Origin of the sequence: Streptomyces sp. NPDC048278, assembly GCF_040652195.1 — a bacterium.
Taxonomy (GTDB): Bacteria; Actinomycetota; Actinomycetes; order Streptomycetales; family Streptomycetaceae; genus Streptomyces.
Genome location: NZ_JBEZLP010000048.1, coordinates 1 through 15,239, shown reverse-complemented (window position 1 = coordinate 15,239; position 15,239 = coordinate 1). Strand labels below are relative to the sequence as shown.

Below are 15,239 nucleotides of genomic sequence, written 5' to 3'. Positions count from 1 at the left end.
GTCCCCCTGCGGATCCGGTGGCTGGCCAGCTGTCGGCGCGCAGCGGCCGTGCCCAGACTCGGCGGCATGACGTTCTCCATCGACGCTCCCGTCGCGGCCGGGACGGCCGCCGCCCCTGCGCCGGCCTCCGGTCCCGGCAGCGACTTCGCCAGGCTCTCCCGACGCATCGGCGAAGCGGGCCTGCTGGACCGGCGCCCGGGCTACTACACCGTGCGGCTCGGCCTGGTGGTCGCGGCACTGCTGGGTGGCGCGGCGGCCTTCCTCGCGCTCGGCGACACCTGGTGGCAGCTGGCCCTCGCCGCCGCCATGGCCCTCGTCTTCGGCCAGGTGGCGCTCGTGGCACACGACCTGGCCCACCGCCAGGTCTTCCGCAGGCGCCGCCCGAGCGAGACCTGGGGCCGGCTCTTCGGCAACCTCGCCATCGGCATGAGCTACGGGTGGTGGATGAACAAGCACACCCGTCACCACGCCAACCCCAACCACGAGGAACTCGACCCGGACGTCGCGCCGGACATCCTGGTGTGGTCCACCGACCAGGCGCGCACCAGCAGCGGCCTCGCCCGGCTCGTCGGCGGCCACCAGGCCTTCCTGTTCTTCCCGCTGCTGACCCTGGAGGGTTTCAACCTGCATGTGTCGAGCGTGCGGGCGCTGCGCTCGCCGTCCATGAAGAACCGGGTGGCGGAGGGCGTGCTGCTCCTCCTGCACTTCGCGGCCTACCTGTCGGCGCTGTTCCTGGTCCTCTCCCCCGGCAAGGCCGTGGCGTTCCTCGCCGTGCACCAGTGTCTGTTCGGCGTCTACCTCGGCTGCACGTTCGCCCCGAACCACAAGGGCATGCCCACCTTCACCGGCGACGAGCGGCCCGACTTCCTGCGGCGCCAGGTGCTCACCTCCCGCAACGTGCGGGGCGGCCGGTGCACGGACGTGCTGCTCGGCGGGCTCAACTACCAGATCGAACACCACCTGTTCCCGAGCATGCCCACCCCTCACCTGCGCCGCGCCCAGGTGATCGTGCGGGAGTACTGCGCGGAGATCGGTGTGCCGTACCACGAGACCGGGCTGCTGCGGTCCTACCGCGAGGCGCTCGCCCACCTGCACCGGGTGGGAGAACCCATCCGGCGCGGGCGCAAGGCGTCCTGACGGTGCGGACGCGGGGACGGGCGGCCGGGTACCGCCCGTCGAGGAGGCCGGGGCCTGTCCTCGACGAGCGGCATCCCGGCCGGCACCGCCTGCCTGCCGCCCGCCTACCGCCCGCCTACCGTCTGTCTATCGCCTGCCTGCCGCCCGCTCAGCGTCTGCGGCCGGCCCGACGGCCCGGCCTCACCGCAGGTGCCGGGCGAAGAACCGGTTCCCGTCCTCCAGCTCGAACCACGGGGTGCCGGTGTGCCCGCCGAGATTGGCGTGCAGTGTCTTCTCCTTGCTGCCGAAGGCGTCGAACAGGTCGAGCGCCCGCTGCCGGGGGTTGCCCTCGTCGTCCCACTGGAGCAGGAGCAGCAGGGGCACGGTGACCTGGCGGGCCTCCGCGCGCTGGGCGCGGGGCACGTATCCCCCGGCGAAGAGCCCGGCGGCGGCGATGCGCGGCTCGACCGCCGCGAGGCGGATGCCGACGGCTGTCCACCCGGAGTACCCGACCGGGCCGGCGATCTCGGGCAGCGCGAGGAGGGCGTCCAGAGCGGTCCGCCATTCCGGGACCGCGTTCTCGACCAGCGGGCCGACGAACGACTCGAAGATCTCGTCGGCCGGCTCGCCGGCCTTCATCGCGCGGCGGAGGTCGGCGCGGGCCTGCTCGGCGGCGGCGGAACGGGGCCGGTCGCCGCACCCGGCGGCGTCGATGGAGGCCACCGCGTAGCCGTACGCCGCGGTCTTGCGGGCCCGGGCCACCAGCCGGGGCTCGTTCCTGGGCAGGCCGTTGTTGTGGGCCATCAGGACCAGCGGGGCCGGTGTGGCGGATTCCGGTGTGTCCGATTCCGGTGTGGCGGACTCCGGGGTCCACAGGGTGCCGGGGATCTCGCCGAGGGTGAATGCGCGTTCGAGGACGCCGTCGTCGAGACGCTGTTCGGAAGTGAAATGCATGGTCGTGCCTTTCGGGAGTGCGCTGGAACGGCGCTCCCGGACGACCTATCGCCCGACCGCGACCCCGGAGGGGAGCACCCATGTCGATACAGCGTTCACGGGTACCACCTCCTCGTCTCTGGCACGGCCTCCGGAAAGGTAGCAGCGGTCGCCGCGGCCCGCCAACGGGTTTTCGCGGCGCACGGGGGGGGCCGCGCTCCGGCCCCGGCTCAGCCCAGGGTGTCCAGCAGGGCGGCGACGTAGGCGTCCAGCCGCCCCTCCACCGTCCGCGTCGTCAGTTCCGTCCTGCCCGCCTCCTGCCACGGCCGCGCCACCCACCGCACCTGCCCAGCGAACCCCAGAGCGTCCAGCAGCCGCCAGTACAGCCGTTCCCTCGCGGTCGCGGCCGGCACCCCGCCGGCCTCCTCGTACGCCTCGGCGAACCGCAGGCCCCACGCCGGGCCGTGCAGCATCGCGAGATTGGTGGAGCAGTGCGCCACGTCGAGATCCGCCGGACCCCAGCAGGTCTGCACCCAGTCGACGACCCCGGTGATCCGGGGACCGGCCAGGCCCAGCGGCACGTCGAACAGCACGTTGCCGGGGTGGAAGTCCCGGTGCAGGAACCGCCCTTCGTAGGGTGGCGGCGGCTCGCGGATCACGTCCGTCGCCGCGGCCCAGGCCGCCGCGTCGGCGCCGTCCGGCGGGACGACGGCGTCGGCGGTCGTCCACGCCCGGTACTCCCGGGGACGCCGGGCGGGCCGCAACGCGTGGATCGCCACGAGTTGTCGGGCCAGCAGGGGGACGCGCGCCTCCAGGCCCCGGTCGTCGAGGACCGTCCGACCCGGCAGATGCGTCATCAGGAGTGACGGGTACTCGCAGTGCGCGGCGGTCGCGTCGACCGCGACCGGTCCCGGGGCCGGCACGCCCGTCCCCGCGAGCAGGGCGAGGGCGCCGGCCTCGCGGTGCAGCAGGTCCTCGGCGAGCGTTACGAACGACGGGTCGACGAAGGTCCGCAGCACCAGGTCACGGGTGTCCCCGTCCCGGGTGCCGATGGTCAGCCGGCGCATCTCGGCGGTGATGCCCCCGTGCAGTGCGCCGGTCGCGACGACCCGTTCACCGGCCGCCAGATGCCGGCCCACCCAGGCCAGGGCCAACGGCCGGACCGCCCCTGCTTCGTCATGGTCGGACACCGTGCCACCCCATCATCCGGGCGGCGGCACCGGCAAAGGGTTTCCGCGCCGGGGCCTACGGTTCGCTTCTCGCGGGCCGCAGGGCGGCGGCGCCCGCCCGCACCATCGCGGCCAGCGGTGACCTCGCCCTTTGCACGAGGTCACGCGGCAGAGCGGTGTCGAGCTCGACGGTCACCCGGACGTACCGGGTGTGCAGCCGGGTGACCTCGACGAGACGCGGTACGACCGCCTCCGGGCCGCGCTGCAACGCGGCACGGTAGGTGTCCTTGCGCTGGTTCATGCCGTGTCCTGTCGCTTGACGAGTTCTTCTGCGAGGTCCATGTACGCCGAGCCCTTGGCCGCCACCGGGCTGCCGAACGACTGGGCGTAGAGGTCGAGCCGCGGGATGTGGGTGGACAGCACGTCGAAACCCCGCTCGGTGAGCGCTTCCCGGGCGTCGGCGTCGGGACCCGTGCGCGTGGCGTCGGCCCGGTTGGTCCGGTTCAGCAGAACGGCGGCGTGGGCCGGCTGGGCGCGCAGGGACTGCACGTCGCCCATCTCGCCCCCGATGGGTGCCATGCGGTCCAGCTCGATGGGGGCCGGAGTGACCGGCACGATCCATTCGCCCGCGTATCTCATGATGCTGCGGGCGATGTGCGCGTGGTCCTCCATCTGCGGGGCGTCGAACACGACGGCCCGCCGCTCGCCCAGGAAGTCGTTCACGCGCCGGTGCACATCGCCCACCGGAAGGGCGACCACGGGAAACGGGAAGCCGCCCGCCAGTTCGCTCCAGCGCAGCGCGGAGGACGCGGGGTCACTGTCGACCAGCAGCGGTGGGATGCCCGACTCGTGCAGCGCGTGGGCCAACCAGACCGCGCTGGTCGTCTTTCCCACCCCGGGCTTCAGGTTCACGAAGGCGTAGCTCAGCGACACACGGGCCAACGTAGGGGCGCGAGCGACCGCCGACCGTCGACTCGGGGCACAGCGTGCCGTCGTTCACCCTGCGGCGCCGGTGAATCATTCGGATGGGCCAGTACGGATCTCCTGCCGCCATCTGTGGGTTTCGTCGTCAGCGCAACCAATCCACGGTCCCGACGAGAACGGATTACGCCCGGACAAGTCCCGACCGTGGAGGCCCTCGGTGAAAGAAGCGGTGAATATCGGCTCGAACCCCTCGAACCGGCCTGGCCTGGAGGAGTTGGTGGGCCGGGTGGCGCTCGGGGACGAGGAGGCGTTCGCCGGTGTCTACGACTCGGTGGCGGGTCCGGTCCTGGGTGTCGTGCGTGCCGTGCTGCGTGACCGGGCGCAGTCGGAGGAGGTGGCTCAGGAGGTCCTGGTGGAGGTGTGGCGGACCGCTCCCCGCTACCGGTCCGACCGCGGCACGGTCATCAACTGGATCCTCACGCTGGCGCACCGCCGGGCGGTGGACCGGGTGCGCTCGGTGGACGCCGCGGTCGCCCGGGACCACAGGGCCGCGCTGCTGGCGCGGGTGCCCGAGTTCGACGAGGTGGCCGAGCACGTCGAGGCGCGGCTGGAGCGGGAGCAGCTGCGCCGCTGCCTGCGCACCCTGACCGAGCTCCAGCGCCAGGCCGTCACCCTGGCGTACTACCGGGGGCTGACCTACCGAGAGGTGGCGGAGGCGCTGGCGCTTCCGCTGGGCACCGTGAAGACCCGGCTGCGCGACGGGCTCATCCGGCTGCGCGACTGCCTGGGGGTGACCGCGTGACGACCACCACCGATCCGCACCGGCTGACGGGCGCCTACGCCCTGCACGCCCTGTCCGACGAGGAGAGCGCGGCGTTCGAGCGCCACCTGGAGGGCTGCGAGACGTGCCCGCAGGAGACGGCCGAACTGTGCGCGACCGCGGCCCGCCTGGGACTCGCCGTCGCCGTGGCGCCCGCTCCGGCCATGCGTGAACAGGTGCTGCGCCGCATCACCGCCGTCCGGCAGGAGACGCCCGGCAGAGTTGCCCAGTCCCTGTCCGTCCGGTCCGGCCCGCGGGCCCGGGCCCTGTCCAGGTGGGCGCTCGCCGCCTGCCTCGCGGCGGTCGCGGCGCTCGGCGGGACCGCCGTGTGGCAGCACCAGCAGGCCGTGGAGGCCCGTGACCGGGCGCGGCACGCCACAGAGGCGACGGACGCGATCGCCGCCGTACTGGCCGCGCCGGACGCGGAGACCCGGGCCGCCGTCCTCACGGGTGGCGCCACCGGCACCGTCGTCGTCTCCCGCGGTCAGGACCGGGCCGTGTTCGCCGTCTCGGGGATGGCCCGTCCGCCCGGCGGAAAGGTCTACCAGCTGTGGTTCGACGACGACGGGACCATGCGGTCCGCGGGCCTGATGGACCCCGGTCGCAGCGACCAGGCCGTCCTGCTGCGCGGTGCCGTCGACGGAGCGTCGGGCGTGGGCGTCACCGTCGAACCCGCCGGCGGCTCCGAGCGGCCCACGTCTGCCCCGCTCGCCCTGCTGGCCTTCCCGGGCTGAACCGGAGCCTCGGACGCGGCGGACCACGTGCACGGCCCTCTCCCGCCGGAGCCCGCCGACGAGGAGTCCGCGGCCCCGGCCGAGGCCCGGGTGGAGTAGCGCGTCCCGGCACGGGCAGAAGCGGATCCGAACGAGAGGTGGACGGGTAGCGGTGGACGGGTACATGAGCACGCCGTTCGTAGGCATGATCGCGGGCACGGCCCTGGCGTTCGCCGGCCGGTTCGGCAGGTTCGGAGCCTTCCTGCCGGTGGGCGCGCCGAGCCGGTGGGCCGAGGGCGGCGGGTGGACGCCCCCCGCCGTCACCGCGTCGATCGCGCTGACCGTGCTGCCCGCCCCGCACGGGATGATGGCGGAAGCCACGAGTGCGGCAGAGCCGTACACGACACACGCAAGGATCCGTCTGAGTGCCGCCTCGCACCGCACGCCGCATGTCCGCTGAGCCGTACACCGGCCGAAGCCGCCGCACCGCCGCCTGGTGGCCGCCCGCCACGTGGTGGCCGGCGCTGCGGCGCACGCCGGTGTCGCTGTGGAACGACGACATCACGGACTACGCGGCGGCGCTGACGTACTACGCGATCCTGACCGTGCTCCCCGCCCTGCTGGCGACGGTGCTCGCCTTCGGTCTGATCAGCCCGGACACGGCCGAGGAGTTCATCAGCCACGTCACCGCCTACGCCCCGGCCGACTCCGGTGCCGACCTGCACACCGCGCTCGCCCACGCGCTGGACACGGACGGGACGGCCTGGCCGCTGCTCGTGACCGGCACGGCCAGCGCACTGTGGTCGGCCTCCAGCTATCTCGCCGTGTTCCGCCGGGCCCTGCACCGCATGCACCGCGTCGAGGACCGCCGCTCGACCTGGCGCAAGGCACCCCGCATCGTGCTGACCGCGCTCCTGCTGCTCGGTCTGCTCCTCGTCGGCTCGCTCGCCCTGCTGCTGACCGGCCCGCTCGCGGAGGCCGTCGGCCGTTCCTTCGGCATGGACACCACCGTGGCGTGGGCGTGGAGTCTGCTGCGCTGGCCGGTGCTGCTGTGTCTGGTCGCCCTGCTGGTCGTGGTCGTCTTCCACACCGGTCCGGCCGCCGCGCGCCCGCGCCGGCACAGCCTGCCCGGCGGCGTCCTGGCCGCCACGCTGTGGCTGGCCGTCTCCGCGGGCTTCTCGACCTACGCCACCACGCTTGGCGCCTACAGCAGGCTGTACGGCTCGCTCTCGGGCATCGTCGTCTTCCTCGTCTGGCTCTGGCTGTCCAACCTGGCCCTGCTCACCGGAGCCCAGTTCGCCGCGGAACTCGCCGCTCCGGACGGTGCGGGGCGCCCGCCGCGGAGGCCGTAGCGGACCCCGACTGGTCAGCCGCGCCGCGGGCGCCGGACGGGTCAGCCGCGCCGTCAGGACCGGGTGCCTCGCGGCGGGCGGGGGAAGAAGCCGCTGGTGCGGGCCCGGTAGGCGGCGTACCCGGGCCGGTCGGCCATGTGCCGTTCCAGCAGCCGTTTTCCGCTCCCCCTGGTCAGCAGCAGGCTCATCACCACCGGCGACACCACGGACACCGCGACCGCCGCCGGGGAGTCGCAGGCGAGCAGGAACAGGCCCCACCACACGCAGAAGTCCCCGAAGTAGTTGGGGTGCCGGGTCCAGGCCCACAACCCCTGGTCCATGATCCTTCCCCGGTTGGCGGGGTCGGCCCGGAAGCGGGCCAGCTGGGCGTCCCCCACCGCCTCGAAGCCGATCCCGACCGCCCACAGCGCCGTACCGGCCCAAGTGAGGGCGGCGGGCGGGCCGGGCACGTACTGCGCGGCCTGGACGGGCAGGGAGACCAGCCATACGAGGGCGCCCTGGAGCAGGTAGACCATGCGGAACGCGTACGCGTTCCGGCTGCCGGGCGCCTTCGCCAGCAGCGCCTCGTACCGCGGGTCCTCGCCGTGGCCCCGGCCCCGGCGGGCGATGTGCACCGCGAGCCGCAGCCCCCAGAGCGCCGTCAGCGACGTCGCCAGCAGGCGTCGTACGGCGTCCCCGTGCCCGGCGGAGGCGGCCAGGGTGACCACGGCCACCGCGGTGAACCCGATGCCCCACGCCACGTCCACGATCCGGTGGACGCCCGTGCGCAGTGCGACGGCGAAGGTGACGAGCATGACCGCGAGGGCCGCGGCAGCGGCCCAGGCGAGGTTGAGCGCGAACGCGCTCCACGGGAACCCGCTCACGGCCGGTCCAGCCCTTCGTACCAGGCGGGCGTGGGCACCGGCGGCCCGCCGTCACCGCCGGGGCCTGGCCGTACGCCCGGGATCCGGTCCACGCCCGTCCGGCGTCTGCTGCGCCGGCACCCGGCCGCGCGGCCGGACGGTCCGGTGTCGGTGGTCATGGGGCGGGGTCCTCCTTGCTGAACAGGTACTGCTGTACGTCGAGGTAGCCGGCCCGGAACCCGGCCTCGGAGTAGGCCAGGTAGAAGGTCCACAGCCTGCGGAAGACGTCGTCGAAGCCGAGCGCCGTGACCTCGTCGGCGCGCTCGGTGAACCGCTCGCGCCACAGCCGCAGCGTCTCCGCGTAGTGGGCGCCGAAGGCGTCGCGGCGGGCCGGGCGCAGCGCGGTGTGGTCGCGGACGGTCTCCTCGATCGCCCGGGTGGACGGGATGAGGCCGCCGGGGAAGACGTACTTGTGGATCCAGGTGAAGGTGGAGCGGCTGGCGAGCATCCGCTCGTGCGGCATGGTGATGGCCTGGAGTGCCACCCGTCCGCCCGGTGCCAGCCGCTTGTCCAGGGTGCGGAAGTACACCGGCCAGAACTCCGCGCCGACGGCCTCGATCATCTCCACGCTGACGATCGCGTCGTACTCCCCGCGAGCCTCGCGGTAGTCGCACAGTTCGACGGCGACCCGCTCGGCGAGACCGGCCTCGTGCACCCGCCGCCGGGCCAGGTCCCGCTGTTCCCTGGAGAGGGTGAGCGAGGTGACCCGGGCGCCGCGCGCGGCGGCCCGCAGGGCCAGTTCGCCCCAGCCGGTGCCGATCTCCAGCAGCCGGGTGCCCGCGCCCACGCCGGCCAGGTCGAGCAGCCGGTCGATCTTGCGGTGCTGGGCTGCGGCGAGCCGGTCCCGGCTCGCCGGGAAGCCCCGGAAGAGGGCGGCGGAGTAGGTGAGGGTGTCGTCGAGGAAGAGGGCGAACAGGTCGTTGGACAGGTCGTAGTGGCGGCTGATGTTGGCGCGGGAGCCGTCGGGGGTGTTGCGCTCGGCGGGGGGATGGCGCGGTGCCCACAGGCCGCGCAGCCGTTGCAGCGGGGCCGGGACCAGTTGGGCTGCGTGCCCGGCGAGGACGGTGAGGACGGCCACCAGGTCGGGGGCGTCCCACTCGCCGGCCAGATAGGACTCGCCGAACCCGACCAGGCCGCCGGTGCCGATCCGGGCGTGGAAGGCGGCCGGGTCGCGCACCTCGATCAGCGGCCCGCCCAGCCCGGCGTCCGCGGCACCGGCGAACCGGGCCCGCAGCGGCAGCCGGCCGAGGGCCCGCCGGACGAGGGCCGCGGTGACGGCGGTACGGGCCCGGGAGGCGGCCGGTACGGCGGCGACGTCGGGCCAGTGGGCGGCATCGACGGCGGCGGTGACGGGGTGCTCGGCCGGGGTGACCGGGGATCCTTCAGAGGTGACCGCGGATCCGTCAGGGGTGACCGGGGGTCCATCGGGGGTGACCGGGGGTCCGCCAGGGGTGACCGGGTGCTCGTCGGGGGAAGTGCGGGACTCTGCTGTCCTCATGTCGCTTTCTCCGGGGTGCGGTGTCCGTGGCGGGGCTGGACGGGCAGTCCCCGCAGGTAGAGGCGGATGCCGTGGACGCGGATCGCGGCCGACACGGCGAGGGTGGACCAGGGGTGGCGCAGCGCCAGCCGCAGCAGGGCCGCAGGGGTGGCCGCCGCACGGCGAGTGCCGCGGACGGTCGCGGTGAAGGCCCGGCCGTCCTCGCGGTCGAGGTGCACGGTCAGGCTGAGCCGCTCCCCGGGCGTCGGCAGCCGCATGCGGTAGCGGCCGTCGACGGGGAAGAACGGCGAGACGTAGAACTCCTTCCCGGTGCGTGCGGTCCCGGACGCGTCCGGCCGCAGCAGGTAGCAGTGCCGTCCGCCGTAGGTGTTGTGCACCTCCGCGACCACGCAGCGCGGTTCCCCGCCGGGGCCGTGACACCAGTACAGGGTCAGCGGGTTGAACACGTACCCGAAGACCCGCGCGTGGGTGAGCATCAGGACCCGGCCGCCGTCCAGGTCCATGCCGTGACCGGCGAGGAAGTCGTCCAGACCGCCCCGGATCGAGGGGTGGTCGCCGGCGAAGTGGTCGCGCGGGTCGAAACGGGCCAACGGCCTCAGGAGGAGCGGCAGTCGGGGCGGATGCTCCGGATCGATGAGCCACATGTAGGTGCGGTGCCGCAGCCCGTACCGCAGGGGGGTCGTGCGCGTGTGCGCGATCCGGCAGGTGTAGAGGGCGGGTACGGCGTTCACCAGCGCACCCCCAGCGCCTCGGCCGCTTCGACGCCGGAGCGGCAGCCGTCCTCGTGGAACCCCCAGCCGTGGTAGGCGCCCGCGAACGCACAGACAGCGCTGGTCAGTTCGGGCAGACGCTGTTGCGCGGCCACCGACTCCGGGGTGTAGACGGGGTGTTCGTAGACCATGCGGGCCAGCACCCGGCCGGGATCGACGCGGTCCTCGCCGCCCAGGGTGACGATGAACGTCTCGGCGGCGTCGAGGCGTTGCAGCCGGTTCATGTCGTAACTGACCTGCACCCGGCCGGAGTCGGCGGAACACGACGGCATGAGGTGGTTCCAGGAGGCGCGGGCGCCGGGGGCGCGGGGCAGCAGCCGGGTGTCGGTGTGCAGCAGGGTGGTGTTGCGGGAGTAGCGGAACGCGCCCAGCACGTCACGTTCCCGCCTGGTCGGATCGGCGAGCAGCCGCAGCGCCTGGTCCGGGTGGACGGCGATGACCACGGCGTCGTACGGCTCGGTGGTGCCGTCCCCCGTGGTGACGTCCACGCCGTCGGCATGGCGTCGCACGGACCGTACGGGCGTGCCGGTGCGGACCTCGCCGACCTGCTTGGCGATCCGGTCGACGTAGGTGTGCGAGCCGCCGCTGACCGTGCGCCACACCGGTGAACCGCTCACCGCGAGCATCCCGTGGTGCTCCAGGAAGCGGAACAGGTAGGCGGCCGGGTAGCGTTGGGCCGTGACGGCGTCGCAGGACCACACCGCCGACACCAGCGGCGTCGCGAAGTGGGCGCGGAAGTAGGCGGAGAAGCCCTCCCGGTCCAGGAACTCCCCCAGTGTCCAAGCCTGTTCGCCGTCACGCGCCAGCAGCCGGCGGGCCGCGCGGTGGAAGCGGGGCACCTCGGCCAGCAGCCGCAGATAGGGGCCGCGCAGGAGGCTGCGGGGCTGGGCGAAGAGTCCGGCCGGGCCGCGGGCACCGGCGTACTCCAGGCCGCACCCCTCGCACCGTACCGACATGCTCATCTCCGACTCCTGCGTGGGCACCCCGAGTTCGTCGAAGAGCCGCAGCAGCCGCGGGTAGGTGCGCCGGTTGTGCACGATGAAACCGGAGTCGACGCGGTGCACCCGCCCGTCGTGCGGCGACGTCAGCTCGTGGGTGTGCGCGTGTCCGCCCAGCCGGTCGTCGGCCTCGTACAGCGTGACGTGGCCGGCGGCGCTCAGGAGGTACGCGGCGGTCAGTCCCGACACCCCGGACCCCACCACGGCAGTGCGCTTCACGCGCCCCGGCGGGCCGACCGAGCCGTACGGGGCACCCCTCGCCGTCCGCTCCATCACTGCCCTCCTGTCCCGCCCCTCGCGATCGGGGGCCCGTGCGTAATCCGGAGCAGCTCGGGCGGCGGATTGGCCGCGCGGTGAAATGCGCCGGGGACGTGGGGCGCACGGACAACCGGCCCGGTCGGCCGTGCACGGCCGGGCGGCAAGCACCGCGCAGTCAGCGACGCCCAGGGCATCGCGAGGGCGTGGAATTCACCACAATTCATCCCTTCGGGGCGGGTGAATAGGTAAAAATGCCTCTTTGGTGCCAGTTACCTCCTCCGGGGACCAGCTCCGGAGATCTCAATGACCAGCGGCATGGGAGAAGCGTTTGATCACGCCAAGTAAGCGACACGTCGGACTGACGGCCATGACCGGTGCACTCGGCGGCGTCCTCGCACTCACGGCCCTCGGCGGTACCAGCAACGCCGCCACCGGCGGCGACACCGCCGGGACTCAGCCCGCATCGCATGCGCCGCGAGACAAGGCGGGCACCCAGGACGCTTCCGACGCCCGAATAAAGATCACGCCCGGGCAGGGTGCCTACGGCGTCGGAACCGACAAACCCGTCAAGGTCACGGTCAGTAAGGGCACCCTCACCAAGGTGACCATGACCGCCGTCGCGACCGGTGCCGAGATCCCGGGCACCCTGTCCGCCGACGGCACGTCCTGGCAGTCGAACGGCCGGCTGGAGCGGGCTACCAGGTACCAGGTCGCCGCCGATGCCGAGGACGCCAAGGGCCGCTCCGTCATCGGGAACGCCACGATCACCACGGTCTCCCCGGCCAACGACTTCATCGGGCACCTCTCCCCCGAGGACGGCTCGACCGTCGGCGTGGGCATGCCGGTGTCGATCTCCTTCGGCAAGGCCGTCGGCGACAAGGCCGCCGTGGAGTCGGAGATCCAGGTCAGCTCCAGCAGCGGGCAGCGGGTCGTCGGTCACTGGTTCGGCGACAACCGCCTGGACTTCCGCCCCGAGAACTACTGGAAGCCCGGTTCCACCGTCACCGTCGAGCTCGCCCGCAACGGTGTCCGGAAGACGGTCACGTTCAAGATCGGCCGGAGCCAGATCAGCACCGTCGACGCCAGGACGAAGCAGATGACCGTCGTACGCGACGGCAAGAAGATCAAGACCATCCCGATCTCGTCCGGCAGCGCCGAGCACCCGACGTACAACGGCCGGATGGTCATCTCCGAGAAGTTCGGTCAGATCCACATGAACGGCGCGAGCGTCGGCCTCACGAAGAAGGACGGCAAGCCCGCGTACGACATCGACGACGTACCGCACGCCATGCGCCTGACCGCCTCGGGCACCTTCATCCACGGCAACTACTGGGGTGCCGACTCGATCTTCGGCAGGGTCAACACCAGCCACGGCTGCGTGGGCCTGAACGACGTCAAGGGCGGCGGCGACGCCAAGCAGCGCGCCGCGTGGTTCTTCGACAACTCGATGATCGGTGACATCGTGATCGTCAAGAACTCCGCGGACAAGACCGCGCTTGCCCCGGACAACGGCCTCAGCGACTGGAACATGCCGTGGACCGAGTGGGTCTCGGGCAGCGCGACCGGATGACCTGGGCGGCCCCGTAGGGGCCCTGATCCCCCCGACTCGCACCGGGGGTCGCCGACCCCCGTTCGAGTGCGGCCGTTCGGGCCCCGGCAGTCGGTGAAACGCACCGCGTCGTCACTCACCCGAAGAGAGCAATCACAGAGCGTCGTCCCCTTGTCCCCATTGGCCCGTGCTCCATTCGGAGTTGCGTCCGCACGAGGGACATGTGGCAGTGGGAGTCGTGTCCTGCCGGATCTCACCCTCAGGAGGAGACATGGGCACGAGGACCGACGGCCGACCGGCCGACAAGCTGAGCGTCGTCTTCACCGTCCGAGTGATCGAGGGCGGTGAGCAGGGCTTCCTGGAGCTGTACGACCAGCTCCGTGAGTCCGTCGCCCGGACCCCCGGCCACATCGTCGAGAGGCTGGGAGCGCCCGTGGACGACTCCCGGCAGTGGGTCATCACCAGCGAGTGGCAGACGGCCGAGCACTTCTTCGCCTGGCAGCAGAGCGCGGAGCACCGCGCGCTGGTGGCTCCGCTGCGCGAGTGGGTCGACTCGACACAGTCGCTGCGGTTCCGGGTCGTCAAGGAGACCCAGGGGGTGACGTCATGACGCGCACCTCCGACGGCCCCGTCGCCGTACTCGGGCTCGGCACGATGGGCTCCGGTCTGGCCACCCGCCTCCTCGACCGGGGCATACAGGTCCGGGTCTGGAACCGTACCGCGGAGCGGGCCGAGCCGCTTGCCGAGGCAGGCGCCTTCGTGGCCGCACACCCCGCCGACGCCGTCGCGGGCACGAGCGCCGCCATCTGCGTCGTCGCCGACGGCGAAGCCCTCGGCTCCCTGCTGCACGGACCCGACGGCGTCCTGTCCAGGGGCCCCTACCCCGGGGTCCTCGTCTGCGCCAGCACCGTCTCCCCGGACGAGGTCCTCCAGATCGCCGGGGACATCCCCTCGGTCGTGGACGTCGGCATGCTCGGCAACCGGGACCATGCCCGTGACGGCGAGCTGCGGCTCTTCGTCGGAGGCGAGGAGCAGGCCTTCGACGCCTGCCGCCCGCTGCTGGAGGCGCTGGGCAAGGAGGTCGTCCATCTGGGCGCACTCGGTTCCGGCATGCGGATGAAACTGTGCCTGAACCTCCTGATGGGCATCGAGGTGCAGGCCCTGGCCGAGGTCACCGAACTGGCGACCGCCTGCGGCCTCGACCGGCAGCTGTTCCTCAAGACCACGGCGGGCAGCGGTTTCGCCTCTCCGGTCATGGCGTTCAAGTCGAGGCGCCTGGGTTCCGGCCGCTTCGACGAGCCGGACTTCCGGCTGCGGCTGATGGCGAAAGACCTCATGCTCGCTACCAAGCAGGCGGCGGCAGTCGGCCTGAGCCTGCCGCTGGCGAGCGCCGCGGCGGAGACCCACGTCCGTGCCATCGAGCAGGGACTGGGCGACCAGGACTGTGCCGCGGTCACCCGCGCACTCACACCGAAACCGGGTAGCGACACGTGATCATCGACATCCACGGGCATCTCTCCCCGCCGGAGGCGGCCGAACGCTTCCCCATGCCCCCGAGCCTGACCGACGTCGACGGCATGCTCGCCGCTCGCGCCGAGGCCGGCATCGACCTCACCATCATCGGCAGCCCCGTCGGCGCCGGAGCGATGGCGCGGGTACCGGGCGTGGACAACTACGCGCAACCACGAGACCGGCTGCGCAGTTTCCACGCCTGGATGTCGGGGCTGATCGCCAGGTTCCCCGACCGGTTGCGCGGCTATGTGTACGCCAACCCGTTCGGCGACGACGATCACCTCGACGGGGTGCGGGAGACCCTTCAGGACCCGGCCTTCGTCGGCCTGATCACCACGTCCAGCGTCCACGGGGAGCTGCTCGGCTCCCCGCGCGCCGACTCCTTCTTCGCGCTGGCCGCGGAGGCGGGGGTGCCGGTCCTGGTACACGCCCCGGCCGAACCGGTCGGCACGGAACGGGTCGACGAGATCGGTTTCGTCGAGCAGATCGGCCGGTTCGGCGACGTCACCATGGGCATGGCCATGATCGCCTTCGCGGGGTGGCTGGACAAGTACCCGGATCTACGGCTCATCGGCGCGACCGGCGGCGGCGCGATGGCGCTGCTGCCGGAGCGCCTGCAGACGGCGGCGCGCCCCCGGCACTGGGCCGGGCCGAGGCCGCCGGTCTGGTGAACAAGACCCCCGAGGCGTTCAGCGAGGCCGTCGAGGAGGGCAGCGACGTCTCCC

Annotated in this window: 18 protein-coding genes; 9 read left to right on the top strand and 9 right to left on the bottom strand. The window is 72.7% G+C overall.

Annotation, left to right across the window (positions count from 1 at the left end):
• Positions 1-66: 66 nt before the first annotated feature.
• Positions 67-1,137 (top strand): acyl-CoA desaturase, encoded by a 1,071-nt coding sequence (locus tag AB0D74_RS45485; protein ID WP_362600691.1) that lies wholly within the window; start codon positions 67-69, stop codon positions 1,135-1,137.
• Positions 1,138-1,317: 180 nt separating this feature from the next.
• On the opposite strand, the gene AB0D74_RS45480 is transcribed toward AB0D74_RS45485, so the two are convergent.
• The 4 genes from AB0D74_RS45480 to AB0D74_RS45465 all read right to left on the bottom strand — a co-directional run bounded on the left by AB0D74_RS45480 (position 1,318) and on the right by AB0D74_RS45465 (position 4,151).
• Positions 1,318-2,070, bottom strand: coding sequence for an alpha/beta hydrolase (locus tag AB0D74_RS45480; RefSeq protein WP_362600688.1), 753 nt, complete (start codon positions 2,068-2,070; stop codon positions 1,318-1,320).
• A gap of 209 nt (positions 2,071-2,279) precedes the next feature.
• On the bottom strand, positions 2,280-3,239 hold the full coding sequence (locus tag AB0D74_RS45475) for an aminoglycoside phosphotransferase family protein (protein ID WP_362600685.1): 960 nt from the start codon (positions 3,237-3,239) through the stop codon (positions 2,280-2,282).
• A 55-nt stretch (positions 3,240-3,294) separates the two neighbouring features.
• Complete coding sequence (locus AB0D74_RS45470) at positions 3,295-3,519, bottom strand: hypothetical protein (RefSeq protein WP_362600682.1); 225 nt, start codon at positions 3,517-3,519, stop codon at positions 3,295-3,297.
• Entirely contained in the window at positions 3,516-4,151 is a 636-nt protein-coding gene (locus AB0D74_RS45465; protein WP_362600679.1) for a ParA family protein, read from the bottom strand. The genes AB0D74_RS45470 and AB0D74_RS45465 overlap by 4 nt, the downstream gene beginning before the upstream one ends.
• Before the next feature lie 208 nt (positions 4,152-4,359).
• On the opposite strand from AB0D74_RS45465, the gene AB0D74_RS45460 reads away from it, so the two are divergent.
• The 4 genes from AB0D74_RS45460 (at position 4,360) to AB0D74_RS45445 (ending at position 7,027) form a co-directional block, all read left to right on the top strand.
• Complete coding sequence (locus AB0D74_RS45460) at positions 4,360-4,944, top strand: sigma-70 family RNA polymerase sigma factor (RefSeq protein WP_362600676.1); 585 nt, start codon at positions 4,360-4,362, stop codon at positions 4,942-4,944.
• Positions 4,941-5,696, top strand: coding sequence for an anti-sigma factor (locus tag AB0D74_RS45455; RefSeq protein WP_362600673.1), 756 nt, complete (start codon positions 4,941-4,943; stop codon positions 5,694-5,696). Before AB0D74_RS45460 ends, AB0D74_RS45455 begins: the two co-directional genes overlap by 4 nt.
• Before the next feature lie 163 nt (positions 5,697-5,859).
• A complete protein-coding gene (locus tag AB0D74_RS45450; protein ID WP_362600670.1) occupies positions 5,860-6,135 on the top strand; it encodes a hypothetical protein in 276 nt (91 codons plus the stop codon).
• On the top strand, positions 6,125-7,027 hold the full coding sequence (locus AB0D74_RS45445) for a YihY/virulence factor BrkB family protein (protein WP_362600667.1): 903 nt from the start codon (positions 6,125-6,127) through the stop codon (positions 7,025-7,027). The genes AB0D74_RS45450 and AB0D74_RS45445 overlap by 11 nt, the downstream gene beginning before the upstream one ends.
• 53 nt (positions 7,028-7,080) lie before the next feature.
• Here AB0D74_RS45445 and AB0D74_RS45440 read toward each other — a convergent pair whose 3' ends face one another.
• Genes AB0D74_RS45440 through AB0D74_RS45420 form a run of 5 tightly spaced genes read right to left on the bottom strand, consistent with a single transcriptional unit; the run spans position 7,081 to position 11,468 of the window.
• Positions 7,081-7,890 (bottom strand): DUF1295 domain-containing protein, encoded by an 810-nt coding sequence (locus AB0D74_RS45440; protein ID WP_362600663.1) that lies wholly within the window; start codon positions 7,888-7,890, stop codon positions 7,081-7,083.
• Positions 7,887-8,048, bottom strand: coding sequence for a hypothetical protein (locus AB0D74_RS45435; protein ID WP_362600660.1), 162 nt, complete (start codon positions 8,046-8,048; stop codon positions 7,887-7,889). The genes AB0D74_RS45440 and AB0D74_RS45435 overlap by 4 nt, the downstream gene beginning before the upstream one ends.
• Positions 8,045-9,427 (bottom strand): class I SAM-dependent methyltransferase, encoded by a 1,383-nt coding sequence (locus AB0D74_RS45430; RefSeq protein WP_362600657.1) that lies wholly within the window; start codon positions 9,425-9,427, stop codon positions 8,045-8,047. Before AB0D74_RS45430 ends, AB0D74_RS45435 begins: the two co-directional genes overlap by 4 nt.
• Entirely contained in the window at positions 9,424-10,158 is a 735-nt protein-coding gene (locus AB0D74_RS45425; RefSeq protein ID WP_362600654.1) for a DUF1365 domain-containing protein, read from the bottom strand. The genes AB0D74_RS45430 and AB0D74_RS45425 overlap by 4 nt, the downstream gene beginning before the upstream one ends.
• Positions 10,155-11,468 carry an FAD-dependent oxidoreductase gene (locus AB0D74_RS45420; RefSeq protein ID WP_362600651.1) on the bottom strand — a complete coding sequence of 438 codons (1,314 nt, stop codon included), beginning with the start codon at positions 11,466-11,468 and terminating at the stop codon, positions 10,155-10,157. Before AB0D74_RS45420 ends, AB0D74_RS45425 begins: the two co-directional genes overlap by 4 nt.
• A gap of 352 nt (positions 11,469-11,820) precedes the next feature.
• Between AB0D74_RS45420 and AB0D74_RS45415 the strand changes: the two genes are divergently transcribed.
• The 4 genes from AB0D74_RS45415 (at position 11,821) to AB0D74_RS45400 (ending at position 15,185) form a co-directional block, all read left to right on the top strand.
• Positions 11,821-13,023, top strand: a complete 1,203-nt coding sequence (locus tag AB0D74_RS45415) for an Ig-like domain-containing protein (RefSeq protein WP_362600648.1) — start codon at positions 11,821-11,823, stop codon at positions 13,021-13,023.
• A gap of 250 nt (positions 13,024-13,273) precedes the next feature.
• Complete coding sequence (locus AB0D74_RS45410) at positions 13,274-13,612, top strand: antibiotic biosynthesis monooxygenase family protein (RefSeq protein ID WP_362600645.1); 339 nt, start codon at positions 13,274-13,276, stop codon at positions 13,610-13,612.
• Complete coding sequence (locus tag AB0D74_RS45405) at positions 13,609-14,496, top strand: NAD(P)-dependent oxidoreductase (RefSeq protein ID WP_362600643.1); 888 nt, start codon at positions 13,609-13,611, stop codon at positions 14,494-14,496. Before AB0D74_RS45410 ends, AB0D74_RS45405 begins: the two co-directional genes overlap by 4 nt.
• Positions 14,493-15,185 carry an amidohydrolase family protein gene (locus AB0D74_RS45400; RefSeq protein ID WP_362600640.1) on the top strand — a complete coding sequence of 231 codons (693 nt, stop codon included), beginning with the start codon at positions 14,493-14,495 and terminating at the stop codon, positions 15,183-15,185. The genes AB0D74_RS45405 and AB0D74_RS45400 overlap by 4 nt, the downstream gene beginning before the upstream one ends.
• Positions 15,186-15,239 lie beyond the last annotated feature (54 nt).

What these genes read in the sequence shown, in the direction of transcription:
- AB0D74_RS45485 (WP_362600691.1), top strand. Translation starts at nt 67, where the DNA reads ATGACGTTCTCCATCGACGCTCCCGTCGCGGCCGGGACGGCCGCCGCC.
- AB0D74_RS45480 (WP_362600688.1), bottom strand. Translation starts at nt 2,070, where the DNA reads ATGCATTTCACTTCCGAACAGCGTCTCGACGACGGCGTCCTCGAACGC.
- AB0D74_RS45470 (WP_362600682.1), bottom strand. Translation starts at nt 3,519, where the DNA reads ATGAACCAGCGCAAGGACACCTACCGTGCCGCGTTGCAGCGCGGCCCG.
- AB0D74_RS45450 (WP_362600670.1), top strand. Translation starts at nt 5,860, where the DNA reads ATGAGCACGCCGTTCGTAGGCATGATCGCGGGCACGGCCCTGGCGTTC.
- AB0D74_RS45445 (WP_362600667.1), top strand. Translation starts at nt 6,125, where the DNA reads ATGTCCGCTGAGCCGTACACCGGCCGAAGCCGCCGCACCGCCGCCTGG.
- AB0D74_RS45435 (WP_362600660.1), bottom strand. Translation starts at nt 8,048, where the DNA reads ATGACCACCGACACCGGACCGTCCGGCCGCGCGGCCGGGTGCCGGCGC.
- AB0D74_RS45430 (WP_362600657.1), bottom strand. Translation starts at nt 9,427, where the DNA reads ATGAGGACAGCAGAGTCCCGCACTTCCCCCGACGAGCACCCGGTCACC.
- AB0D74_RS45420 (WP_362600651.1), bottom strand. Translation starts at nt 11,468, where the DNA reads ATGGAGCGGACGGCGAGGGGTGCCCCGTACGGCTCGGTCGGCCCGCCG.
- AB0D74_RS45415 (WP_362600648.1), top strand. Translation starts at nt 11,821, where the DNA reads ATGACCGGTGCACTCGGCGGCGTCCTCGCACTCACGGCCCTCGGCGGT.
- AB0D74_RS45410 (WP_362600645.1), top strand. Translation starts at nt 13,274, where the DNA reads ATGGGCACGAGGACCGACGGCCGACCGGCCGACAAGCTGAGCGTCGTC.
- AB0D74_RS45405 (WP_362600643.1), top strand. Translation starts at nt 13,609, where the DNA reads ATGACGCGCACCTCCGACGGCCCCGTCGCCGTACTCGGGCTCGGCACG.